The organism is Rhodococcus sp. SORGH_AS_0303, from assembly GCF_030819335.1.
GTDB lineage: Bacteria > Actinomycetota > Actinomycetes > Mycobacteriales > Mycobacteriaceae > Rhodococcoides.
The window spans coordinates 4,125,571-4,149,453 of sequence record NZ_JAUTBO010000001.1; the positions used below are offsets into that span (position 1 = coordinate 4,125,571).

At 67.0% G+C, this 23,883-nt stretch carries 19 protein-coding genes; 8 read left to right on the forward strand and 11 right to left on the reverse strand.

The window, feature by feature from the left end; all coding sequences use genetic code 11:
* Nucleotides 1-16: 16 nt before the first annotated feature.
* Nucleotides 17-1,663, reverse strand: coding sequence for an Hsp70 family protein (locus QE449_RS19525; protein WP_307109470.1), 1,647 nt, complete (start codon nucleotides 1,661-1,663; stop codon nucleotides 17-19).
* A gap of 252 nt (nucleotides 1,664-1,915) precedes the next feature.
* Here QE449_RS19525 and QE449_RS19530 point away from each other — a divergent pair, with 252 nt between their 5' ends.
* Nucleotides 1,916-3,766 (forward strand): serine aminopeptidase domain-containing protein, encoded by a 1,851-nt coding sequence (locus tag QE449_RS19530; RefSeq protein ID WP_307109471.1) that lies wholly within the window; start codon nucleotides 1,916-1,918, stop codon nucleotides 3,764-3,766.
* A 1-nt stretch (nucleotide 3,767) separates the two neighbouring features.
* Entirely contained in the window at nucleotides 3,768-5,003 is a 1,236-nt protein-coding gene (locus QE449_RS19535) for a lipase family protein (RefSeq protein WP_222647933.1), read from the forward strand.
* A 1-nt stretch (nucleotide 5,004) separates the two neighbouring features.
* Here QE449_RS19535 and QE449_RS19540 read toward each other — a convergent pair whose 3' ends face one another.
* The 9 genes from QE449_RS19540 to QE449_RS19580 all read right to left on the reverse strand — a co-directional run bounded on the left by QE449_RS19540 (nucleotide 5,005) and on the right by QE449_RS19580 (nucleotide 16,459).
* Nucleotides 5,005-6,300: a glycoside hydrolase family 71 protein gene (locus tag QE449_RS19540; protein ID WP_307109472.1), complete on the reverse strand. Its 1,296-nt coding sequence runs from the start codon at nucleotides 6,298-6,300 to the stop codon at nucleotides 5,005-5,007.
* A 402-nt stretch (nucleotides 6,301-6,702) separates the two neighbouring features.
* Nucleotides 6,703-8,253 (reverse strand): glycoside hydrolase family 71 protein, encoded by a 1,551-nt coding sequence (locus tag QE449_RS19545; protein ID WP_307109473.1) that lies wholly within the window; start codon nucleotides 8,251-8,253, stop codon nucleotides 6,703-6,705.
* Complete coding sequence (locus tag QE449_RS19550) at nucleotides 8,250-10,232, reverse strand: polysaccharide biosynthesis tyrosine autokinase (RefSeq protein WP_307109474.1); 1,983 nt, start codon at nucleotides 10,230-10,232, stop codon at nucleotides 8,250-8,252. The genes QE449_RS19545 and QE449_RS19550 overlap by 4 nt, the downstream gene beginning before the upstream one ends.
* Nucleotides 10,229-11,314 carry a polysaccharide biosynthesis tyrosine autokinase gene (locus tag QE449_RS19555; protein ID WP_307109475.1) on the reverse strand — a complete coding sequence of 362 codons (1,086 nt, stop codon included), beginning with the start codon at nucleotides 11,312-11,314 and terminating at the stop codon, nucleotides 10,229-10,231. Before QE449_RS19555 ends, QE449_RS19550 begins: the two co-directional genes overlap by 4 nt.
* Nucleotides 11,315-11,363: 49 nt before the next feature.
* The gene (locus QE449_RS19560) at nucleotides 11,364-11,570 is read right to left on the reverse strand and encodes a hypothetical protein (protein WP_307109476.1); all 207 of its coding nucleotides are present in this window, start codon (nucleotides 11,568-11,570) and stop codon (nucleotides 11,364-11,366) included.
* Entirely contained in the window at nucleotides 11,567-12,343 is a 777-nt protein-coding gene (locus tag QE449_RS19565) for an SGNH/GDSL hydrolase family protein (RefSeq protein WP_222633047.1), read from the reverse strand. Before QE449_RS19565 ends, QE449_RS19560 begins: the two co-directional genes overlap by 4 nt.
* Nucleotides 12,340-13,770, reverse strand: coding sequence for an oligosaccharide repeat unit polymerase (locus QE449_RS19570; protein ID WP_307109477.1), 1,431 nt, complete (start codon nucleotides 13,768-13,770; stop codon nucleotides 12,340-12,342). The genes QE449_RS19565 and QE449_RS19570 overlap by 4 nt, the downstream gene beginning before the upstream one ends.
* Nucleotides 13,767-15,047 carry a hypothetical protein gene (locus QE449_RS19575; protein WP_307096206.1) on the reverse strand — a complete coding sequence of 427 codons (1,281 nt, stop codon included), beginning with the start codon at nucleotides 15,045-15,047 and terminating at the stop codon, nucleotides 13,767-13,769. The genes QE449_RS19570 and QE449_RS19575 overlap by 4 nt, the downstream gene beginning before the upstream one ends.
* A gap of 122 nt (nucleotides 15,048-15,169) precedes the next feature.
* Complete coding sequence (locus QE449_RS19580) at nucleotides 15,170-16,459, reverse strand: hypothetical protein (protein ID WP_222633050.1); 1,290 nt, start codon at nucleotides 16,457-16,459, stop codon at nucleotides 15,170-15,172.
* A gap of 387 nt (nucleotides 16,460-16,846) precedes the next feature.
* Here QE449_RS19580 and QE449_RS19585 point away from each other — a divergent pair, with 387 nt between their 5' ends.
* Genes QE449_RS19585 through QE449_RS19610 form a run of 6 tightly spaced genes read left to right on the forward strand, consistent with a single transcriptional unit; the run spans nucleotide 16,847 to nucleotide 22,338 of the window.
* Entirely contained in the window at nucleotides 16,847-18,058 is a 1,212-nt protein-coding gene (locus QE449_RS19585; protein ID WP_307109761.1) for a glycosyltransferase family 4 protein, read from the forward strand.
* A complete protein-coding gene (gmd, locus tag QE449_RS19590; protein ID WP_222633051.1) occupies nucleotides 18,055-19,101 on the forward strand; it encodes a GDP-mannose 4,6-dehydratase in 1,047 nt (348 codons plus the stop codon). The genes QE449_RS19585 and gmd overlap by 4 nt, the downstream gene beginning before the upstream one ends.
* Entirely contained in the window at nucleotides 19,098-20,081 is a 984-nt protein-coding gene (locus QE449_RS19595; RefSeq protein ID WP_222647940.1) for a GDP-L-fucose synthase, read from the forward strand. The genes gmd and QE449_RS19595 overlap by 4 nt, the downstream gene beginning before the upstream one ends.
* Nucleotides 20,078-20,623, forward strand: coding sequence for a DapH/DapD/GlmU-related protein (locus QE449_RS19600; RefSeq protein ID WP_307096214.1), 546 nt, complete (start codon nucleotides 20,078-20,080; stop codon nucleotides 20,621-20,623). Before QE449_RS19595 ends, QE449_RS19600 begins: the two co-directional genes overlap by 4 nt.
* Nucleotides 20,620-21,753 (forward strand): glycosyltransferase, encoded by a 1,134-nt coding sequence (locus QE449_RS19605; RefSeq protein WP_222647941.1) that lies wholly within the window; start codon nucleotides 20,620-20,622, stop codon nucleotides 21,751-21,753. The genes QE449_RS19600 and QE449_RS19605 overlap by 4 nt, the downstream gene beginning before the upstream one ends.
* A gap of 9 nt (nucleotides 21,754-21,762) precedes the next feature.
* Complete coding sequence (locus tag QE449_RS19610) at nucleotides 21,763-22,338, forward strand: YdcF family protein (RefSeq protein WP_307109478.1); 576 nt, start codon at nucleotides 21,763-21,765, stop codon at nucleotides 22,336-22,338.
* Nucleotides 22,339-22,357: 19 nt separating this feature from the next.
* On the opposite strand, the gene QE449_RS19615 is transcribed toward QE449_RS19610, so the two are convergent.
* On the reverse strand, nucleotides 22,358-23,830 hold the full coding sequence (locus QE449_RS19615) for a sugar transferase (RefSeq protein WP_373425246.1): 1,473 nt from the start codon (nucleotides 23,828-23,830) through the stop codon (nucleotides 22,358-22,360).
* Nucleotides 23,831-23,883: the final 53 nt, after the last annotated feature.

The window sequence follows — 23,883 nt, forward strand, 5'->3', positions numbered from 1 at the left end:
GCTGCACTCTAGCCGCTCAGAACCCCGGAATGGGCAGCTGATCGAAGATCGGCGGGACCGTGAGTTCGAAGGGATTCGTACGTGTGGTCGGCGTCGGGACCTGCACCGCGGCGCTCGGGGCGGCCGATTCCGTGGTGGGGTCGAGAGGCGGGTCGACGGTGGGGATCCGCGTGGAGGTCCGCGGCGGGACGTACGCGGGCTCCTCCTCGTCGTCGATCAGGGGCTGTGTGGTCGTCGGCTCGGTGGTGGTCGTGGTGATGCGCGGAGCGGGCGTGGTCGTGGTGGGCTCCGTCGTCGTCGTGGTGACGGCCGGAACGGCGTCGGCGACAGTGGCGGGCGCGGCCTCGACCTCGACGCCGGGGCGAACCACGGCCCACAGCACACCGCTGGCCACGGCGAGGACGGTCAGCACCATCGCGGCAGCGCGGGGAAGGCGCATCGAGGACGGTGTCGAAGGCGGCGTCTCCCCACCCTCGGCCGGCGGATCCAGGGTCCCTATAGGAGACGCGGGGCGGTCGGCGACGGCGTGGAACGGACGGGTCGGCGAATCGTAAGGGCTGCCCGCAGGTGCCGACGGGACCGTGGAGACCACGTCGTCGACGATGTGGGCGAGTTCGATGGCCTCGGTATCGACGCTGTCCGATTCCGATCGAGAGAACGGCAACGGCTCGAGGACTCCGTCGACCGTGTCGGTCTCCTCGCGCGACGACCCCGGGGTGGGGGGCTGCTCGAGCGACGACGACGACTGCCGTGCCGTTCCGGGCTCGATCGTCGGTGCATCCTCGCCCAACCACCCGGCGACGCTCAGCTCGGTGGTGTCGTCGGGTGACGGACCGAGCCCCGCCAGCAACCCGGCTCCCTTGGCGACCACCGCCTCGGGCTCGTCCGGGACGACGACCGGAACGCCGACACGGCTCTCGAGGGCATCGCGCAGAGCCGGCATACGCGCGGTCCCGCCGATCAACACGACGACGTCGACCGGGCGTCCGCACCGGTACGCAGCGTCCGTCACCATGTCGGCGCATGCCGCGATCGTCGCGCCCGAGAGTGCGTTCAGCTGGTCTCGGCTCATCAGTTCGATCGCACCGCCGGACGCACGCGCGAGCACGCTCGTCGACAGAGATTCCTTCACCGATCGAGCGAAGGTGACCAACTCCCGTTCAGCGTCCTCGGATCCGGGGCGATCGACGATCTGGGCGTCGAGCAGATGATCGACCACGATCCGATCCAGGGCTCGCCCGGCACCAGCGGAGGATCGTTCCGTCTCGGTGCGACGTCCGGCCTCGGTGTCGACGATGGTGACCGACGTGCCCGTCGCGCCGGCGTCCACGAGTGCGAGAGTCCGGTAACCGTCGGCCAGCCAAGCGAACTCGACGAAAGCGAGTGCCGCGCGCGTGTCGTCCACCACGGCGACGGTCGAGTCCCCGACCGCAGCGGACACCTCGGCCAGCCGACTTTCGGGAACCGCGACCGTGGCACGCACGCAGTCGCCGTCCGTCGGCAGAGAGCGAACAGCGTCTCGGACGTCACTCGCCGTCGGGCGTTCGACCGTGTCGACGACCCTCATCTCGAACGCGACCGTCCCGGCCTCTATCGCATCGGAATCCGTCCGCACGAGACGAAGCGCGGCGGCTCCCACACTGATCCCGTACACGGCAGTCATGCCTCAGCCTTTCCCTGTCACGAGATCGTGGTCCCTGCTCGGCCGACTTTCGACTGTGAACACCCCGCGGTTTCGGCCCGACAGTACCAATCCGGGCATGGGAGGACCAGCGCGGACCGGCGACGACGTGCCGTGCGGCACCCGATTGCCGGTGACGTCCGCGGAATAATGAAAGAAACATCGTCGTTCGGTATGTTTGATTGACGATAGAATACCGTCAGACTGCTTGGTCCAGGAGCGAAGGGCATACCGATGACTCGACACGCGTTCACCACGCACGAACCCGTGCGATCGTCGACCGACCACGTTTCCCGCCCTGTCGGCCTCACCGCGGTGCAGGCGACCTCGGCGCGACAGGCGAGCAGTCAGGCCGTCCGGACCGTCGACACGTGGTTCGGCCCACCCGAGAGCTCCCTGTTCGGGAGCATGCACATTCCTGTATCGGGGACGGCGCGCGGCGCGGTCGTCATCTGCTCGCCCATCGCGCGCGAGCACATCCCCACCTATCGCGGACTACGCCAACTCGCTCAGCTTCTCGGTCGAGCCGGCTTCCTCGTCCTACGATTCGACTACCGAGGGCTGGGCGATTCGGCGGGAATGCAGTCCGACCCCGAAGCGATGGACGGGTGGCTCGACAGCGTGCGCGAAGCTGTCGACCACGTTCGGTCCTGTGTCGACGCCCCGGTGTCCGTCGTCGGAGTTCGGGCGGGAGCACTCCTGGCATCTCAGGTCCTCCGGGACATCGAGCCACTCGCCTCCCTCGTCCTTCTGGACCCGGTGATCTCCGGCCGGCGCTACGTGCGGGAGCAGAGGGCTCAGTACAGCGTCATGGTCGGCGAGGACGTCGCTGCGGACGGGCGAGTCTCCTTCATCGGTGGGTCGTTCGCGCAGGACACCGTCGATCGACTCTCGTCCATGTCGCTCGACGGCGGCATCGCCGCCGCCGCTGCACCTCGTGTTCTCGCCGTGGTCCGGGAGGCGGACAGGACAGGAAAGGCGGTGACCGGACTCCTCGCTGCGTCGGGAGCGAGCTGCATCACCTCCTCTCGACTCGAGACCTTCGTCAACCCGCCCAGTTTCGTGTTCTCGGTTCCCACCACCGTCTTCTCCGAGATCGCGGAGTGGGTCTCCGTCGGAGCATCGGATGTTCGTGCCCCCGTCGACGTGGCGGTCCGACACGACGCCGCAGTGGGGCTCACCGCGGAGGGTGCGCCGGTGATCGAGACGATCGGGTACCGGGGACCGGACCGTCTCCTGTCCTTCGCCACTCAGGCGGCGGGCCACCGCGCGGAGGACGGGGTGGTCGTTCTGCACCAGACTGCCGCCGAGCACCGAATCGGTCCCGCTCGACTCTGGGTGGAGGGCGGTCGGTTGCTCGCGTCCCGCGGAGTGGGCGCGTTGCGCTACGACCGTCGCGGAACGGGCGACAGCGGTGACGTTGCGTCGGAGGAGTCGACGGCACCCACGTCGGCCGACGCGCGCGACGACGTCCGGCACGTGGCCGAGAGTGTGGAAGCACCGGCGCAGGCCACGGTGCACGCCGGCATCTGTTCCGGTTCGTGGCACTCGGCCTTCGCTGCCCGTGAGAACGGCGCCGCCGCGGTGGTCATGATGAACATGGCGAAGTGGTCGTTCCGCAACACGAGGGTGCCCATCAAGGCCGCACACGTCGACGCGCTGGATTCCGCGATGGTGACGAGACTGTTCCACCTCGCCCGCGCAGTGCGGAACAGAGTGCACGCCGTGCGTGACACGCTGCCGGACCCGGGCTGGCGAGCGCTCGGTGCCATGGGGCTGGTCAACGCGCCCGAGGTCGTGCTCGGACCACTCGCCGCCGGCGGTGCGCGAACGGTCACGCTGTTGTCGCCCGAGGACACGGCGCTCTTCGAGGCCAGTCGCGGTCGTTCTGCTCTGCAGCGGCTCCGCCGACGCGGGCTGCGACCCGAGGTGGCGATCTTCGATCGTGGGGACCACTCGCTCTATCACCGTGATCTCCGAGAGACCATGTTCGAGCATCTTCTGACCGTCGTCGGCGACACCGTCGGCGGCGCTTCCCCCACCCCTTTCACCTCCGCGGCGCCGCTGGGCGCCGAGAAACTCTGATATGACACCCCGTTCCCACCGGACCCTCATGGTTCTCGCGCTCGCGATGCTCACCGCGACGACGGCCGCCTGCTCGTCCGAGGCGCCGGCCGCACCAGCAGCGCCTGTGCAACAACCACTCCCGACCCTGGACGGCGACACCGCCGCCCAACGGGGAACAGTGATCTCCTCCGAGCCGGTGGAGGACATCGATCCGTCGATCACGGCAGTGGGCGCAACGGCCACCCGCATCGTCTACTGGTCGACATCGGGCCTCGACGGCCGACCGACCGCGGTGTCGGGAATCGTCTTCACGCCGGATGCACCCGCTCCGAACGGATCCCGCCCCGTGGTCTCCTTCGGACACGGCACGACGGGCGTCACGGCGGACTGTGCACCGTCCGCCTATCCCGATCTTCTGGGATACGCGTCCACCATCGTCCCTCTCATGAAGCTGGGTTACGTGGCCGTCATGACGGACTACCAAGGGCTCGGATATCAGGGGCCGGGGTCCTCCCCCGTTCACCCCTACCTCGAACCGAACACGAGTGCGTACAACATGATCGACGGCGTGCGCGCAGCACGCGCAGAGACACCGGTGGCGTCCGACAAATGGGCTGCGATGGGTGTGTCGCAGGGCGGCCAGGCAGCGTGGTCAGCGGCCGAACTCGCCGACTTCTACGCCCCCGAACTGTCGTTCGTCGGCGCCGTCGCTCTCGCTCCCGCCCTGGACCTCACCGAGCAGGGAACCCTCGCATCGTCACGCTTCATGACGCGTGACCAGCAGGTCGGGTTCCCATTCCTCGTCTCGGGCCTCACCGCTGCCGTGCCGGACGCAGTGCCGGCGGACTATCTCCATGGTGTGCTCGCACAGGATTCGTCCTCCTGGACGGCATGCATGGCCGACACCGCCGCTCTCGCCCGCCGCGCGGACAAGATCCAGTACATCAACCCGTCGGACACGGTTCCGTCGACGGCAGAGGCGGCCGATCGCCTCGAGAACTGGCTCGGCGAGATCGAACTGCCGAGGCGATCAGCAGCCGGTCCCATCCTCGTCGTCAACGGCGATCAGGACGAGACCGTCAAGCCACAGTGGGTGGCCGGTGCGATCGACAAGGCCTGTGCGATGGGCTACTCCGTGGATCACATCGTCCGTCAGGGCCAGGGTCACGACAATCTCGATCCCGGCGCGGAGACGGCGATCTGGTTCGAAGCACGGTTCCGCGGCGAACCGCCGGCAGCGGACGTGTGTGCCTGAGTCACTTCCTGCTGCTCGTGACCGTGTAGTCCAGCGTTTGTACGTACGGGTTCGCGACCACCGTCTGAGACGAGGAGACGGACTGCACCGTGGAACCGTTGCGCCTCATCACGACTCTGACGTTGCCGGGAGTCAGGGGCGCCGTGCAGACACCCACACCCGCCGGCACCGTGCACATGGTGGTCGCTGAGCCCACGGTGATGCTCACCTGCGCAGGTGAGTTGCCGAACGAGAGCGCCTCCACCGTGTCTCGCGCAGGACTGCTGCCCTGCCGTAACGTCATGAGTCTCGTCTCGGGGAACGAGGGCTTGGCGGACGCGAGCTGGGTACGGTGCGACACGAACAGTCCGATTCTCCGGATCGCCGGGTAGCTGCCGTACTTGTATCGGACGAGGTAGTAGGCGCTGAGGTCGAGTGGGCCCCAGGCGTGCCGCACCGACGGTGCGAAAGTGGCCCCCTCGCTGTAGTCGTTCCACGTGGTGAGCTGAACCCACTCGCTGTTCGTGGAGATGGCGATGTCCCAGGTGTTCCGGAGATTCGTCGTGTTCTGCGCTTCGTCGTAGATGCTCTGATTCGGCCGACTGTCCTGGAAGGACACCGGTTGCATCCAGATCTTGCCGAGCGAGCGGACCCTGTTGGCGATCGCCACCGGCGAGTAGGGATTCGTGTTCGCCGTGGGGTTGAACGCAGGGTTGCGGCCACCCCAGTTCGACATGCCGTAACTGATCGATGCGAAGGCGTCGATGTTCGACGGGGCGTCGAGAAAGGTCGGAACGAACGCCACGGTGATTCCGTATCGGTTCCGCATCGACGTGAGGAAGCTCGACCACCAACTCGCCGGCTTGCGCTCGGCATAGAACGGCGACACCACGAGGCGGCCGTCCGAAAGCTTGTACGTACCAGGCAATTTCGCGTACTGAGCCAACTCATCGGCCATTCCGTCGGGCGTGAGTGCGCCGAGCTCACCGTTCATGTCGGGCATCAGCACCACGGAGAACTTCCCGCCCGTCTGACCCGCCACGTCGATCAGCTGACGCGTGACGGGTGCGATCGGATTGGTGCTCGACGACCTGACCAGGATGTCGACGGTGAATCCGTCGATGCCGCGACTGCGTGCGTCGCTGACTTCCTGCCGAAGATCCTGAATCTTCCAGTCGCTCCCACTGCGTGGAGCGCGTGGAATCGGACGATCGCGGAGAAAACCCCCGTAGGCGGCATGCTTGTTGTTCTCACCGTTGGGATTCAGGTATTGAGTGGCGTAGTAGTCGGAGGCCGGTGCCGCATTGTCTATAGACACCGGATATGGAGGGAAGTAATGGGCGAATACTTTCTTCGGGCTCGCGGACGTGGGTATGTCGACGGGCATTGCCGGTGCCGAGTAAGCCGTCGCGATCACGTCTTGATCCGAGGTCGGTACGTGATCCTCGGTCGGCAGTACGAGGCTGACCACCAGCATCGCAGTCGCAGCAACCAGCACGGTCGGTCGCATTCCGCGCGGCCATCGCCCGTCGAGACCTGCGCGGACGCTGTTCCGAACGGTTCGGTCACGCATCGTCGGAACCTGCGTCGAACAACCACGCCACTGTGCTCATGAAATGCAACTTAGCGCGCAGGAGCGCTGCGCATTAATGACACGCACATATTCGAAAAAGGCGTCAGTTCTTTTTTTCACCGCCTGCACGAGACGGCCATGCGGAAACTAGCGCCGACTGGATACCGCGACGTAGTCAAGGGACTGCACGTCGGGCGAAGATTCGACGACGAACGGCGAATCCACACGAGCGACGTCATTTCCGTCGCGGTCGACGATGACGGACACGACGCCCGGAGCGAGGGCCGCTGTGCAGACCCCCACGCCCGCGGGGACCGTACAGGTCGTCTCCCCCGCGGATGTTCGGATGGTCACCGAGGCTTCGGATGTCGCGAACACGAGAGCTTCCACCTCGTCCGACGCCGGCGTACCACCGGAACGCAGGACCATCGGTGCCGCCTCGGCCGATCGAGTCGGTGCGCCGACCAGCTGCGTGCGATGGGTGAGGTAGACGGTGTCGCGCACGATCGCAGGCGGATCACCTGACTTGAACCACCACAGCCAGTACTCGGAGATGTCGAGGAACGACCACCCGTGCCGCACGCTCGGCGCGAACGACGTGCCTTCGCTGTAATCGTTCCAGGTCACCAGTTGCACCCACTCGGCGTCACCGGCCATCGCGTTCTGCCAGGTCGCGCGGAGGTTCTCGGTGTTGGACGCTTCGTCGAAGATCGATTGGCTCGGCCGAACGTCCTGAACGGACACGGGTGCCATCCACAGTTTGCCCAGTCTGTGCGCTTCCGCGGCCTGACCCAAGGGAGACTGCGGGCCGGCGTCGTCGGACGGATTGAAGGCAGGGTTTCTGGCACCCCACGACGACAATCCGTACGAGACTGACGAATACGCGGCGAGATCGGTGCTCGAGTCCACGAACACCGGAACGAGTGCGACCTTCTGACCGTGTCGGGTCGCCATCGCCGCGCCGAAGTCTTCCCACCACTGCGGCGACTTCGCCTCCGCCCGGAACGGACTGATCACGATGGAACCGTCGACTCGGAAGGCCGACGGATACAGCGCGAGCGCCGCCATCTCGTCCGCCAGCTCCACAGGAGAGAGGTCGGCCAACACCCCCGACATGTCGGGCATCAGCATGATCGAGAACGCCGGGTCGACCGCGTTCGCCGCCGCGAGCAATGCAGCGGGTCGAGAGGCCACCGAGAACGACCCGGTCTCCATCGGCGCGAGTACATCGACCGAGAAGCCGTCTATTCCCGCCGAGACGGCCTGTCGCACTTCGTCCTGGAGATCCTGATTCACCCAGTCGGCCTCGGGACGGGGTGCTCGCGGCAACGGTCGGTCCCGGAGGAAACCGCCGACGTCCGCATACTTCCCGTCCTCACCGGCCGGATCGAGATAGTGCGTCGCGTAGTAGTCCTCGGCGGGGTCGACATTGTCCAACGAGATCGGGTACGGCGGAAAGTAGTGAGCGAAGACCTTCTTGGGAGAATCTCGCTCGGCGGGGACGTCGAACGGCAGGGTCTGATCCGGTGTCGCGTCCGGCGCACCGACCACGGTCGCGCCGTCGAGCCCGGCCGGGCCGTCGACCGAGATCGCCGTCGAGCATGCCGACGACGACGCGGACAGGACGATCAGGGCGACGACGAGAAGACGCCGTCCGACCGGACGACGCCGTCCGGACACGAGGGAGCCGAGTGTCACCGCGATCTACCGCGTGCCCGCCCGGAAGCGGCGACCGGCTGACCGTTCGCTGCGCGGGATCGAGGTGCTCCACGACGCGTGATCTGCCGAGTGGTCGTGGTCTCGTCCTCGCTGCCGCTCTCGTCACGGGTGTCGTCCGGTCCGTCGCCGAGGGTGTCCGACGGCGCCTCGTCGCTCGACGACGCGGAGACATCGACATCCTGTTCGCCCGACGTGCTGACGACGTCCTTGTCGACGACATCTGCGGACCTGGGCGCGGGTGCCTCGGACGCCGCCGGGAGCGCTGCGCGGGGGAACGGGCGAGACGGGACGTGGCGCCGCACCGGGGCCGCCGGCGCCCACTCCATCGCGGACGGCACAGCACCGGCCTCCTCGGCGGTGACAGCCGGGAACGGATCGGTGATCGCGTCCTCGACCTTGCGATTCGCCGAGAAGCGGTCGTGATCGGAGACCCAGCGATCGTCGTCGCGGCGCTCCCGCGCCACCCCGTCGGCCGAACGGCGGACGTCGTCACGGACGACGTCGTCACGGCCTAACACACGATCGGCCGGGGTGTGGTGGTCGACCTCCGTTCGCCGGGTACGGCTCACAGCGACCGGCGACTGTTCCGGAATCGAGGTGTGAGAAGGGGCGACTCGTGTCGGCGCGTTCGACACGGTCGTCGCGGACGAACCCGTCTTCGCGACCAGCACCGTCCCGTACAGGGTGCCACCCGTCGACCGCAGGGCGCGCGCGGCAGTGGAGACCTGCGCGGCGGTCGATGCACCCTCCCGGACGACCACCACAGTTCCGTCCACGTCGTGCGACAGCACCGCAGCATCGGCATAGGCATCGGCGGCAGCGGCAGCGACGACGACGTGGTCGTAAGTGCGTGCGAGTTCGGCGAGAACGGTGCGCATCAGATTCGCGGCGATGTCCTCGCCGGGAGTGGACGACGCCGAACCGGCAGCGAGGAAGGACAGGCGTCCACCGGCAACGGTGGTCACCGCGTCCTCGACCATGATCGCACCCGCGAGCACATCGGTCAGACCGACGGCAGCATCCGGTGCTCCGACGTACCGGTGCAGTGACGCCTCGCGCAGATCTGCATCGACGAGCACCACCGTCCTCCCCGTCTCGGTGAGCAGAAGCGCCAGTGTCGCCGCCACCTCACGCGACGCCGCGGAATCACCGACACCGGTGACGACGAGCGACTCCTTCTGCTTGTCCGCGTCGACGAACTGCACGGTCGTCCGCAGCTTGCGCGCACTCTCGGTGTACCCGTCCGTCGAGTTCTCGGGCAGGCTGATGAGCGTCGAGCCGCGGGCCGAGTCGGCAGGCAATCGTCCCAGGACCGGTGCGCCCGCGGCCTCGGACAGCGCGTCGACAGACCTGACTCGCTTGTCGAGGCGGCGGCGCAGCCACACGACAGCGCCGGCGAGGGCACCGCCCGCCACGACGCCTGCAGCGAGATTCGTCGTGCTGCTCGGACTCGTCGGGGCAGCAGGGGCCTCGGCTGCCGTGATGACGGTGACCAACGAGCTGGGCTGGCCGCCGCCGGTCGGGTTCTCCAACTGGCCGACGAACTGCGCGAAGTTCGACGCGTAGGCGTTGGCGATGTCGGCGGCTCGCGTGGGACTGCCGTCCACCACGTCCACCTGCAGGAGCACGGTCTTCTCGACTGCGGCCGCGGTGACCTTGGACGCCAGCTCGCTCGGCGTCAGACCGAGCGAGAGGTCGTCGTTCACCTTGACGGCGAGGTCGTCGCCCGTGAACAACTGCGCGTACGTTCCTGCGCGCTGCTGGGAGAACAGGTCACCCTGATAGGCACCGGCCGAATCGCCCGCGGCGGGTGAACCGATGAAGAGCACCGTGCTCGCCGTGTAGGACTTCGGCATGGTGGCGGTGAGCATCAGCGCGAGTATCGCGCCGACGACTGCACCCAGCGGCACAGCCCAGACGAGCGTATTCACGCGAAGCTTCTTGATGAGTGTGCTCATCGGGTCACCGTTCCTGTCTGCACCGCGGTCGGCGCGTCCTGGTCGTCGTGCGGAGCGAGGTAGCCGAATCGTGCTCGGGTACCTCGGGAATGAGTGAGAACAGTGCCGGCGACATCCACGCCGACCGCTCGCATGTCTGCGACCGAGCGCACCAGATCGTCGATGGACGTCCTGCCGGCAGCGGCCGTCAACACCGTCGTGTCCGCGAGGCGAGCGACGGTGCGGGCATCGTCGAAGCGGCCGGCGTCGGGCGAGTCGACGAGAACGACGTCGTAGCGCGAGCGGAGGTCGTCCAGCAGTTCCGCGAAGCGTCGGTTCTCGAGAAGTCGTGCAGGTTCGGCCGGGTGAACCCCGCTCACGAGATGCGCGACACCGTCGACGGAGGTGAGTGCACGTGCGAGAGAGAGCTCCCCCAACACCACTCCGCTCACACCGCCGCTCGCGGCTTCCGGTCCCGTACTGCGGAAATCGGCGTCGACAATCACCGCCGATCGTCCTGCTCGTCTGTACGCGGCACCCAGTCCCGCGACGGTGGCGGTACGTCCGACTCCGGATCCAGGTCCGGAGACCACCAGGACACCGGACGGCGCACGCCGCGCCAGGTAGTCGAGGTCGTACCGGAACTCGTCGAACGCCGCCTCGTCGGTGACGTGGGGAATGGTGGCGAGAACGGGGCGACCGGTCGCGGCGACGATCGTCTCGGCGTCGTCCACGGTTCGCCGTGACCGCTCGCGCACGACCATCGCCGACAGACCCAGGAGCAGACCCACCGTGACACCGGCGACGAGCGTGAGTGCCGTGTGGGGAGACGACGGTTCCGTCGGCACCGTCGCGCTGCCCACGGCCACGGGCTGCACGGTGGCCACGCGGAGGCCGGCTGGGGTCTCGAGAGTCTCGATGTCCTCCGTGAGTTGCTCCGCGGCTGCGACGGCCATGTCCCGCGCGGTGTCGGGTGACGCGTCACCGGCGGTGACGTCGAGCAGAACGGTGTCGGGGACCACCCGTACATCGAGATGCGCGGCGACCGCCGACGGCGACACCGAACCTCCGAGTCGTTCCGACACGCGCTGAGAGAAGTTCATGTCCTCGATCAGACGCACGTAGGTCTGCGCACGTTGCCGGGTGAACTCGTCACCCTGGTAGGGACTCGAATCCGAATTGCCCAGGGTCGTCGGACCCGCCCCACCCGGGCGTACCGAGGAAGAGCTGCGACGTGGAGCGGTAGACGGTGTCGGACGTCAGGAGGATTCCGACGGCGACCAGGAGCCCGAGAAGCACTCCGGCGACGACGGTCGTCCAGCGCTTACCGACGGTGGCGGAGAACGAAGCGATGTTCACTGGGGTCCTTCCGGTGCGGTGAGGTCGCCGAGGCCGAGTTCGCGGAGATCGCGCTCGAGCACGCCCGCGAGATACGCGTTGCCGACCGCGTTGGGATGCACCCTGTCCTCGATCTGCATCGAGGGAATATCGACGTTCGCGTACCACCCACGCGCGACAGGATCGAGGACCTGCCCGCCGACCTTCGCCGCGATCGCGTCGATGCCGGCGACGAGTTCGTCGTAGTTGTCGTACTTCTCGGGGGACATGAACGTGGGCACGATGATCACGATCCTCGCGTCCGGCCAGCCTTCGCGAAGATCCGAGACGTAGTCGTCGATCGCCCCGATGAGGACGTCGAACGGCACCTCGAGATCGTTTCGTCCGGCGTCGACGATGATCGCATCCGCGTCGAAGGTGGCCTTGTCGAAGTCGAGTCGGGCCGGAAGCCGGCTGGTGACGCCCTGGTACTCGGCGGCGCCGTCGTCGAGGAACCCGGTGCTGCCCTCGGCGTCCACGTTGCAGGCCCACCCCATGCGCAGGCAGACGATGCGGGCGTAGGAGGCGTTGTCGATCCGGCCCACACCCGCGGTGTAGCTGTCGCCCACCCAGAGCGCGGTGGTCGCTCGGCTCGGCGCGAGGGAGGCCGACGTCGACGTCGACGTCGCACTCGATTCGGTCCCGGACGGTTCAGCGGCGCCACGTGCGAAGAGCACGCCCGCCGCGGCCACGGTGACGATGGCGAGAAGTACGACGGCTCGGACGTCGCCGCGCCGAAGGGCCGACCGCGTCATACCTTGTTCCTTCCGGTTCCGGTGACGAACAGGGCACACGCGATGATGACGAGTAGGTATGACATCGCCTGCAGCAGTGAGCCTCTGAGTAGAATGATGGCGTAGAACGGCAGAATGCAGGCCAGCACCGTCGGTGCGCGTGCCGTACGTAGCGAGATCTCGATACGGCGATCCTGCAGTCCCGCGACGAGGCCGAACAGCAGCATCCCGATCACGAGAATCGGGAACCCTCCGTTGATGTACAACTCGGCCCAGAGTGGCGCCGACAGATTGTCCACGGGGTAATTCCGACTCTGCGCCAGGAGCACGCCCGTGTCGGGTGCCTTGTCGGCCCAGACGGACCGCGGCACCCAGAAGAAGAGCACGCCCAGGGCCTGGTCGCCTCCGGTGTCGCCGTTGTTCTGGACGTACAGCACCGTGTTGTTGATCTGCGCGAAAGCATCGTAATCCGGAGACGTCAACGACTCCAACGGATTCGATGTCTTGAACTGGGCGGACGAACTGTAGCGGAAGGCATCGGCCAGGGGGAAGACGAGCACGAGCGCGGCCACTGCCAGGATCGCGACGACGCGGAACCGGGCGCGGGTGGCGAACAGTCCGAACAGCGCTGCGACCGCGAGCGCCCCGGTGCCGAACAGGTAGCGCGCGTTGGAGATGGGATTGAGGGTGACGCACAGTGTCGCGCCCAGCAGGATGATGATCGGGAGGAACGCCCGTTCCTTCACCGTCATCGTGTCGTAGTACTTGACCACGGCGATGAACGCGACCAGCAGCGACATCATGGCACCCGCGGCGATGATGACCGCGGTGGTCGACTGTCCGAGCGATCCTTCCGCCTGCTCGGTCACGGCGGTGCGGCTCGTGAACAAGGTGCCGAGGCCGATGCGGCTGATGTAGTACGCGTTGAGAGCGAGCGCGACGACCGCCAGTGCCACCGCACGAAGCGGATCGATACGTCCGGCTCCGCGCTCCCCGGTCACGATGGGCGGGAGCTTGGGCCACACCAGTCGCGCGACCAGGAGACCGACGCAGAAGAAGACCAGGCCGGTGACGACGATGACCATGGCCTTGATGTCCAGGGACGGATCGAGACGCGGCGTGGTGGGCGGGTTCTGCTCAAGTCGCAACTGAGCAAGAGGGGCCAGCCCCAGGAAGACGTAGGTGAACATCCAGAAGGACATCTCGATGAGGCGGCGACGGCCCTCACCGATGATCCAGGCGTAGCGGACTCCGGCGATCGTGGTCACGGCGAGGGCGCCCATCCACACCGGGCGATGCGGAGTGGGCGTGAAGCCGATGACGACGACGGGCACCAGCACGACCATGGACGCCGCCACCCAGCACGCCAGGAGCGGAGCACCGAGCCGGCCGCTCGACATCGTGGCGACGGTGGTGGGGCGCAGTCGGCGCGTGGACGGGGCGGTCATGACCGCGACTCCGCGTAGCCGCGGGCTGCCAGTGCGGTCGCAGGCACGGGGCGACGCTCTGCGGCGACCTGTCGAAGTTGCTTCCGGTACACCTCGACGACCAGACACACGGCCATCACGGTGGCCGAGAGAGCGAGCCCGATCGCCACGCCGACAGCAGTGCGGAAGATCGCCGCTGCGCCCGTGCAGATGACGATGCCGAGCAGACTCTGCACGATGCGGTACTTCAGGAGTTCGGCGGACGCTCCACGCGACCGATAGAAGTTGTAGACGCCGGCGATCCAGCAGATCGCGGCGTACTCCAGTCCGAGGAACGGCAGCACCTGTGTCGCCTCGGCCCACGAATCACCCAGCAACAGGCGACCCAGGAACGAGGGGACGAACGGTGCCAGGAACCCGATGGTGGCGGCGAGGGCGGACGTGATCCACGCGGCGTAGCTCAGGGTGCGCCAGATCTGCTTGGCGCTGTGCCCTGCCCGCACGGCCTCGGGGATGACGATGAGAGGCAACGAACTGATGAGGACAGCGAAGGGCCCGAGGACGGTGACCGCGCCGCGCAGTGATGCGGCGGCGACGGTGCCGATGAAGATGGTGGAGACCGACACGATGAGGATCGCGGCGATCTGATCCACGCCGCTCTCGAAGGCGAAACGCGTTCGGTGCTGCCAGAATTCGACCCACCACGTCCGGAGGCCACGGAACGTCGGGCGAATACCCGTGCGCCAGGCGAGCTGTAGAAGGGCGAGTCCACCTGCGATGGACCAGAACCAGATCATCTCGGGGATGACCAGAGCGGTCGGCGAGATCCACGTCGTGACGAGTACTGCACCAGCACCCACTGCCCAGATCGCGTCGCTGACGAACGCCGATTCCGGTTCCCCCAGGGCCATGGAGACGAACCGCAGGACATCCTGTGCGAGCACGAGTGGAACGGCTGTCGCGTAGGCGATTCCGACCTGGGGCTCGTCGAGGGCGATGGACACCACGAGGGCGACGACACCGACCACCGCACCGAACAGGAGCGCCGAACCGAGACCGCGAGACCCTTCACGCAGGATGTCCTCACGCGACTCGCCGCTCATGAGCAACAACGGTGTGCCCAGGGCACCTCGGACGAGTCCGATGGCAGCGGTGACGATCGAGAAGACGAGGACCGCGGCACCGAATGCCTGGACCGAGGACGGACCGGCCATCGCGAAGAGAATGACAGCGTTGCTGACGCTGGAGAGGACCTGGTCCCCTGCGCTGGCGATCACCCGAAACTTGAGCCCAGCCATGTTGACACCGCCCCTCGACGTGTTGGACGACGAATCACCGACTGATGACCCGCCTACACCCCGACGATGCGTACCGGCAACCTGATCACTGCCTCGAAAGAAGACTACAGGATTGTTTATGGCTATGCATAACTGCCCTCGGTCGGCACAGCCGTGATCGGCGAACTCGACGAAGCGTGGTCGTGCCGGTCGAAGGACCAGGACCACGTGACCCGACACCCCACTCGAGCAGCGTTGACGACCAGGGCTGCGAGCACGCGATCTCGATCGACGAGTCCACCGCGATGCGACACTGTCAGATCCGCGGTTCCGCCGAAGTCCCGCGCGTTGAACGCGAGCACACCCAGATCCGGCGTCTGCAACCCCGTGACGTGGACGGCATCCCCGTCGGACCGGACGACGGACTGGCCCGCGGGCACGCGGTAGTAGGACATCGAGGTGGCCAGGGTGGCGCTCGACACGGACGGCCGCGACGTCGTCATCCGCGCGCCGAGTCCGAACAGCCTCGAGGCTGCCGCACGCACCACCGGTTCCGCCACACGCAACCGAGCGGCGATCGAGGCCGCGCAGCCGCTCGGGTCGTCACGGGACCAGTCCGCGACGAACGGCACATGACTCACCGCGTTGCCGCCCGTACCGGACAGGGCGGGCGAGTAGGAGCGCAGATCCGCGATGACGTGGTTCATGACGCCCGCCGGAAGTGCGAGGTCTCGGAGGATCGAGCAGTACAGCAGAACCGACGGGATCTTGGGCGCCGACACCGTCTCGATCGTCACGCAGATCGCGAAGACCGCGTTCGGATCTGCCGGTCGCGTCACGGAACTCGGGGACATCACCGCGTCGGTCGACCGCCCTCGCACGATGGTTCGCGCCGCCGTGGCCACTGCTCGCGGGCGTGACGCAGCGACCTGAGCCGCGGCGCCGAGCAAGCGGAGACCGGTGAGCGCACGTTCGTCCGTGAGAGGCGGCGGAATGGGGAGCGTTCGACCACCGATCGCGAGAGACAACCGTCGCACCTTCGGAAAGAAGACCGTCTCGTCTCCGAAGAGGTGGCTGTAGACGACGCGGACGTGCCGGGCGCCGATCACCACGTGCACTGTCGCGTGGTCGAAGGCTCCGTCGGCGTCCGGACGGTCGCCCCGCCGCACGAAGTCAGCGATCGCGCTCTCGCGGAAGCCGTCCCGGGTCAGCGTCAGCTCACCGGCATCGAGCGCGTCGTGGACGGCATCCGTCAGGGGCAGAACGTCGAAGTCACCGGTGGCGACCATCCATCGCACCGCCGGCTGGTGGCCGGGAGCGAAACACGCCTCCGCCCACGCCCTGCCGACACTCGTCACGGCACCGAGGTCGACGTCTCCGTACAGCGTCTCGACCTGGCAGCAGAATTTGCCGGCCCACGGATCGGCGGTCATCGCGCACACCGAGGCGTGCCGTGCGCCCCACTCCGAGATGTCATGACGATTCCCCTGTCCTTCACGTGACGGACCACATATCAGGCAGCGGGCCGTGTTGCGCCCGCGTTCCCGAACCGACGGGTCTGATGGAAACACTTTAACAACTGAGTACGGCGGTTTCACAGTTGTCCTGAAACCGATAATCTGGTTCAATGGCTCGAAACCGACTCGGGGACGGTTTCGCAAGCAACCTAGACCCGGAGGTGCAGTATCAGTTCGCCGCAGCGGGAGTGGACAGCACTCCCCGACATCCGTACCGAGCCGCGAGACGGCGCCGAGGCCTTCGAGGCCCAGCCCCTGCGCGTCACGATTCTGGGTATCAACTACGCGCCCGAGACGACGGGAATCGCGCCTTACACCACCGCGCTCGCGGAGGGCCTCGCATCGCGCGGACACCGGATCGATGTCGTCACCGGCATGCCCCACTATCCCGAGTGGCGGATCGCGGACGGGTACGACCAGTCCTCGTCCGACGAGCAGATCAACGGCGTCGACGTGCACCGTCGACGCCACCTCGTTCCGGATCCGCCCACCCCCAAGGGCCGCGTCAAGATGGAGGCGAGCTTCGGAGCCCGCTCCGTGCGAAGCGGCTGGAACAGCCCCGACGTACTGCTCTGTGTCAGTCCCACTCTCATCTCGACCGCCATGGCGATCACCCGTGCGCGCCTCTCGCCGCGTCGGCCCGCTGTCGGTGTGTGGGTCCAGGATCTGTACAGCCTCGGCGTCGTCGAGACCGGCGCGATGGACGGCCGCGGAGCACGCGCCGCCGCCCGCTTCGAGTCCGAGATCCTCCGTGCCGCGGACGGCGTGTCGGTGATCCACGACCGTTTCCGCGACCACGTCACCAGCAACCTGCAGGTCGATCCGGCCAAGGTCGAGGTGATTCGCAACTGGACTCACATCCAGCCGATGGGCACCATCGACAAGGAGGCCGTACGCCGGTCGTTCGGGTGGGCCGAGGACGAGACCATCGTCCTGCACTCCGGCAACATGGGCGCGAAGCAAGGGCTCGAGAACGTCGTCGAGGCCGCGCGGTTGGCGGACGCGGAGGGACGACGTGTTCGATTCGTCCTCATGGGTGACGGCAATCAGCGCCCCCAGCTCGAGGCCGCCGCCGTCGGCGTCTCACGTCTCCAGTTCGTTCGGCCGCTCCCGGACCTCGAGTTCCGGTCCGCACTCGCCGCCGCCGACGTGCTCCTCGTCAACGAGAAGCCGGGCGTCGCCGAGATGGCCGTTCCCAGCAAACTGACGTCTTATTTCACCAGCGGCAATCCTGTTCTCGCCGCGACCGACCCCACGAGCACGACGGCGCATGAGATCCGTGCGTCGGGGGCCGGAGTTCACATCGGGTCGGGGGACCCCCGAGAGCTTCTCGACACTGCTCTCGCGATCGGCTCGGACGACGTGTCGTCCCGCCGGTTCGGAGACGCCGGGCGCAGGTACTGCACCCGCGTGCTCTCCGAGGACTACGCCATCGACCGCTACGAGGGGTGGCTTCGTCGGCTCGCAGCCGCACGCCGCTCCCCGGCCCGCACCGAAAGTGTTATCAGCTCATGACGAAGATCGGAACCGGAAAGCGCGCCCTCATCACGGGCATCACCGGACAGGACGGCTCCTACCTGGCCGAGCTCCTGCTCGCGAAGGGATACGAGGTGCACGGAGTCGTGCGTCGCTCGTCCTCCTTCAACACCTCTCGCATCGATCACATCTACGCCGACCCGCACAACCCGGACGCGAAGATGTTCCTGCACTACGGCGACCTCAGCGACGGTGCCCGCCTCGTGACGTTGCTCATGCAGATCCGTCCCGACGAGGTCTACAACCTGGGTGCGCAGTCCCACGTGCGCGTGAGCTTCGACGAGCCCGAACACACCGGTGACACCACGGGTATCGGCTCCATCAGACTGCTCGAGGCAGTGCGTCTCGCAGGCCTGGACTGCCGCTTCTACCAGGCGTCGAGCTCCGAGATGTTCGGTGCCACACCGCCTCCGCAGGACGAGACCACGCCGTTCCATCCGCGCTCGCCCTACGGTGCCGCGAAGGTCTACTCCTACTGGGTCACGCGGAACTATCGCGAGGCCTACGGGATGTTCGCTGTCAACGGCATTCTGTTCAATCACGAATCACCCCGCCGTGGTGAGACTTTCGTGACGCGCAAGATCACCCGCGCAGCGGCTCGCATCGCCGCCGGCATGGAGAACGAGCTCTACCTCGGCAACCTCGACGCCATCCGTGACTGGGGTTACGCACCCGAGTACGTCGAGGGAATGTGGCGCATGCTGCAGGCCGACACTCCCGACGACTACGTCCTGGCGACCGGCGGTAACTTCTCGGTCCGTGACTTCCTCGTCGCCGCGTTCGAGCAGGTCGGTCTCGATTGGGAGCAGCACGTCAGGTTCGACGAGCGCTACCTTCGACCCTCCGAGGTCGACGCCCTCATCGGTGACGCGAGCAAGGCGGAACGCGACCTGGGCTGGAAAGCCACGGTGCACACCCCCGAACTCGCCCGCATCATGGTCGATGCGGATGTCGCAGCGCTCACGCACGAGGGCAAGCCGTGGATCGATCGCCCGTCCCTCCCGGACTGGAACAGGTCGTGACCACCGGACCGAGCAGTGTCGTGCCCGGTCCGCTCGATCGCGACGAACCGCTCTACATCGCCGGCCACCGCGGCCTTGTCGGATCGGCTCTCTGGCGCCGTTTCGAAGGTGAAGGTTTCACGTCGCTGATCGGACGGACGTCGTCCGAGCTCGATCTTCGTGAGCGCGACCAGGTGTTCGAGTTCTTCTCCGCGACTCGCCCCCGCACCGTCGTTCTCGCTGCCGCGAAAGTCGGCGGCATCCTCGCCAACGACACGTTCCCGGTGGACTTCCTCTCCGAGAACCTGCGCATCCAGGTCAACGTTCTCGACGCAGCGCTGGCCCACGACGTCGAACGGGTTCTGTTTCTCGGTTCCTCGTGCATCTACCCGCGATCGGCGCCACAGCCGATTCGCGAAGAATATCTGCTCACCGGCACGCTGGAACCGACCAACGATGCGTACGCCATCGCCAAGATCGCGGGCATCCTTCAGGTGCAGTCGGTGCGCAAGCAGTACGGGTTGCCGTGGATCTCCGCCATGCCGACCAACCTCTACGGCCCGGGAGACAACTTCTCGCGTTCCGGATCGCACGTCATGCCCGCACTGGTGCGTCGTTTCGAGGAGGCAGTCGCCGCGGGGGCCGAACAGGTCACGAACTGGGGCAGCGGGAGGCCGCGTCGTGAGTTCCTGCACGTGGACGACATGGCATCGGCCTGTCTCCACCTGCTCGAGCACTTCGACGGACCGCAGCAGGTGAACGTCGGCACGGGCGTCGATCACACCATCGCCGAGATCTCGGACCTGGTAGCGGCCGCGGTCGGGTACAACGGTGACGTGAACTGGGACACTTCGAAGCCGGACGGCACACCGCGCAAGCTGCTGGACGTCACGACTCTCACGGAGTCGGGGTGGGCGCCGTCCGTCGGACTCGCCGACGGAATCGCCGGCGTCGTCGACTGGTACCGCACCGCGGGCCGTGCCGACGCCGTGCGGTCGTGAGTGCGGCACCTCTGCGTCGATCGTTGGCCGGCTTCACCGGCCGAGGCTACGACAAGGGCGCAGGACCGCTGAAGCAGATTCTCTGGCTGGCCGTGTCCGGGACGGTACTGACGCGATGGTGGTGCCCCGGTTCGGTCCGGGTCCGCGTTCTCCGGGCGTTCGGTGCCACCATCGCCGACGGAGTGTTGATCCGGCACCGCGTTCGCATTCACTGGCCGTGGAAGCTGACGGTGGGGCGTGATTCATGGATCGGCGAGGACGTCTGGATCCTGAACCTCGAGCCCGTCACGGTGGGTTCCGACGTCTGCATCTCGCAGGGCGTGTTGCTGTGTACCGGTAGTCACGACCGCCGGTCTCCTACCTTCGAGTTCGACAACGCGCCGATCGAGATCGGCGACGGGGCGTGGATCGCCGCGCGAGCCACGGTGTTACGCGGAGTCACCATCGGATCCGACGCCGTCGTCGGGGCAACGGCTCTGGTCACCGCGGACGTCGCAGCGGACGCTGTCGTCCTGGCACCGAACGCGGTGATGCGACCGTGAGGATTCTTCACGTCGTCACACTGATCTCACCGGACGGCGCCTACGGCGGGCCGGTGCGAGTGGCGGTCAACCAGGCACGCGAGCTCAGGGCACTAGGCCACGATGTCACCATCGCCGCCGGCACCCGCGGCTTCGACGTGGCACCCACCGAGCAGGACGGCGTGCCGGTCCGCCTCTTTCCGGTCCGTGCGGTACTGCCGGGCGCGGGCTTCGCGGGCCTGTCGTCCCCAGCCATGGTGACGTGGTTCCTGCGCCACGGCCGAGACTACGACGTGGTCCATGTGCACCTGGCGCGGGACCTCGTCACGCTGCCGATCGCGCGCATCGCTGTCGGCCGATCGCAGCGGCTGTTCACACAGACTCACGGCATGATCGACCCGACCGACAAGATGTTGGCGCGGCCGATCGATGCTCTGCTCACGCGTCCGGTACTGCGCCGCGCCTCCGGGGTGTTTCACCTGACGGATCACGAGAAGCGCGACGTCGAGGCGGTGGCGAACACCGACCTCGACTTCATCCGTCTCGCCAATGGTGTTCCCGCCGCGGAACGTCGACGGGAATCCGGTGAGGCCCCGCCGCATGTGCTCTTCCTCGCTCGACTTCAGGCTCGTAAACGCCCCGTCGATTTCGTGAACGCGGCAGTCGCCGTCCTGGCTGAGGGCCACACCGCTCGCTTCACCCTGGTCGGACCAGATGAGGGTGAAGGCGATGCGGTCGCCGCGCGCATCACCGACGCCGGCGTGAGCGCTTCCGTCGAGTGGCGCGGTCCGCTGCCACCACACGAGACGCTGGAGACCATGCGCACGGCCGACCTCTACGTGTTGCCGTCCGTGGACGAGCCCTACCCGATGTCGGTTCTCGAGGCCATGTCCGTCGGCGTACCCGTGATCGTCACCGACACCTGTGGTCTCGCCCCCCTGATCGCCGAGAACGCGTGCGGCGCAGTGACGAACGGCACTGTTTCCGAGCTCACCGCGGCGATGTCCGCGCTGCTTGCTGACCCCCCGACGCTCCGCACAGCGGGCGAGAACGCCTTCCGGACGGTCCGGGAGACCTCCGGCATGGCCTCCGTCGCTCAGACGCTCGACGCCGCGTACTCACGCGACGGCGCACCCGCACCCTCGCCGTAGACTGACCGGGTGCTGCAGAGGAAGTCGCCCCGGCGCCGTCGCCGTCGGGTGGCGCTCACCGTTGTCGGCGCCGTCGCCGTGGCCACCGCCGTCGGCTGGGAGCCTTACGTGAGCCCGCCCGTCGATCAGCCCACTGCCGCGGACGCCATCGTCGTTCTCGGAGGCGCCCACGACGGACGTGAGGAATTCGGCCTCGAGTTGGCAGAGGACGGCTATGCGCCGCAGGTGGTGTTCTCGGATCCGTACACCGCACGAGGTGTCGGTTCCTACGGCGATCCCGACTACATGAGCGATCTGTGCAACGGCACCTACGACTTCACGGTCACCTGTTTCGTTCCGGACCCGTCGACCACCCGCGGTGAGGGACGAGAGATCCGCCGGCTCGCGGAGGAGCAGAACTGGAAACATGTTCTGGTCGTGACGTTCCGGCCCCACGTGTCGCGCAGTCGGTACATCCTCGACAAGTGCTGGGACGGTGACCTGACCGTGCTCGCGAGCCCGACCGAGCTCCCCTGGTGGGCGTGGACGTGGCAGTACGTCTATCAGACAGCGGGATTCGCACGCGCGGTGTTCGAGGACTGCTGACAGCCCTTCGCACACGGAGTCAGTACGCGCCTTCGCTGCCGAACACCGCACGCACGGTCTTCACGATGATCAGCATGTCCTGTGTCATGGACCAGTTCTCCACGTACGAGAGATCCAGGCGTACAGATTCTTCCCACGTGAGGTCGGATCGACCACTCACCTGCCACAGGCCGGTCACACCGGGTCGCACCAGCAGACGCCGACGCACGTTTCCGTCGTACGTCTCCACCTCACGGCGCAACGGCGGACGCGGACCGACGACGCTCATCTCGCGACGGAGCACGTTCACGAACTGCGGCAACTCGTCGAGGCTGTAGCGGCGTAGAACTCGGCCGACACGCGTCACTCGCGGATCGTGCTTCATCTTGAACAGCACTCCCCCCTCGCTCTCGTTGCGCGCGAGCAGGGTGGCCAGATGCTTGTCGGCGTCCACCACCATGGTGCGGAACTTGATCATCTGGAAGGGGTTGCCGTCCAGTCCCATTCGCTCCGACTTGTAGAAGATGGGGCCGCGAGTGTCGATCTTCACGGCGAGCGCGATGGCGAGCAGAACGGGCGACACGAGCAGGAGCGCGAGAGCCGAGAAACACATGTCGAAGGCGGTCTTGGTGAAGCGGGTGGCTCCCTGATAGCGCGGCTTCTGAACATGGAGGAGTGGAAGGTCGGCGACCGGCTGGAGGGTGAGCCGCGGACCTGCGATGTCGGCGACGCCGGGCGCCACGACCAGATCGACGCCGAACGGGTCGAGTTCCCAGAGCAGGCGCTTCATTCCTTCGGCACCCAGATGCTCGGTCGCGGTGACCGCGATGACGTCGGCGCCGGTGGAATGCATGGCAGCGATGACGGCGTGCTCGTCACCGAGTACCGGAATGCGGTGACCGTCGACGTCGAGGGACCCGGCTCCATTGCTGGACGTGGCCACACCGTGCCCGGGCACACAGGCACCCACGACCCGGCAGCCACTCGACTCGTCCCGCTCGAAGGACGCCGCCATGGATGTGGCGGCGCGGTGCGAACCGACCACGAGCACCGAGGTCGTGAACAGTCCCGACGCCTTGTGTCGTCGTGCCCACCCCCGCCAGACGTGCCGACCGATCAACAGGCCGACGGCGCCGAAGGGAAGGGCGATGGCCAGGTAGCCGCGCGCGAAGTCGATGCGGAACAGCAGAGACAGGATCGCGACGACGCCGAAGAGTCGCATGGTCGCCGAGAGGATGCGTCGATACTCCTCTGCCCCGGTCCCGATGATCTGCGTCGACCTGGCTCCGAAGATCACCAGGAAGGCGGACCAACCGACCACCAGAAGCAGTGACACCGTGACGTAGTCGATGTCGACGGACGCGGCCATGAGCGACGAGTTCTCCCCGAACCGCACCACGTGTGCGAGCGCGACGGAGAGGACGATGACCGCCAGGTCGGTCAGGGCCACACGGCGCCGATAGACGGCTTGCCAGTGGGCACGTGACGACGGTGCGACCCGAGGGAAAGGCACGGTGACGCGAGAGTAGTTCGGCTCGTCGGTCGTTCTCGACACGGCAGGACGAG

What these genes read in the sequence shown, in the direction of transcription:
- QE449_RS19555 (WP_307109475.1), bottom strand. Translation starts at nt 11,314, where the DNA reads ATGAACTTCTCTCAGCGCGTGTCGGAACGACTCGGAGGTTCGGTGTCG.
- QE449_RS19565 (WP_222633047.1), bottom strand. Translation starts at nt 12,343, where the DNA reads ATGACGCGGTCGGCCCTTCGGCGCGGCGACGTCCGAGCCGTCGTACTT.
- QE449_RS19580 (WP_222633050.1), bottom strand. Translation starts at nt 16,459, where the DNA reads ATGACCGCCGATCCGTGGGCCGGCAAATTCTGCTGCCAGGTCGAGACG.
- QE449_RS19530 (WP_307109471.1), top strand. Translation starts at nt 1,916, where the DNA reads ATGACTCGACACGCGTTCACCACGCACGAACCCGTGCGATCGTCGACC.
- QE449_RS19575 (WP_307096206.1), bottom strand. Translation starts at nt 15,047, where the DNA reads ATGGCTGGGCTCAAGTTTCGGGTGATCGCCAGCGCAGGGGACCAGGTC.
- gmd (WP_222633051.1), top strand. Translation starts at nt 18,055, where the DNA reads ATGACGAAGATCGGAACCGGAAAGCGCGCCCTCATCACGGGCATCACC.
- QE449_RS19570 (WP_307109477.1), bottom strand. Translation starts at nt 13,770, where the DNA reads ATGACCGCCCCGTCCACGCGCCGACTGCGCCCCACCACCGTCGCCACG.
- QE449_RS19525 (WP_307109470.1), bottom strand. Translation starts at nt 1,663, where the DNA reads ATGACTGCCGTGTACGGGATCAGTGTGGGAGCCGCCGCGCTTCGTCTC.
- QE449_RS19550 (WP_307109474.1), bottom strand. Translation starts at nt 10,232, where the DNA reads ATGAGCACACTCATCAAGAAGCTTCGCGTGAATACGCTCGTCTGGGCT.
- QE449_RS19535 (WP_222647933.1), top strand. Translation starts at nt 3,768, where the DNA reads ATGACACCCCGTTCCCACCGGACCCTCATGGTTCTCGCGCTCGCGATG.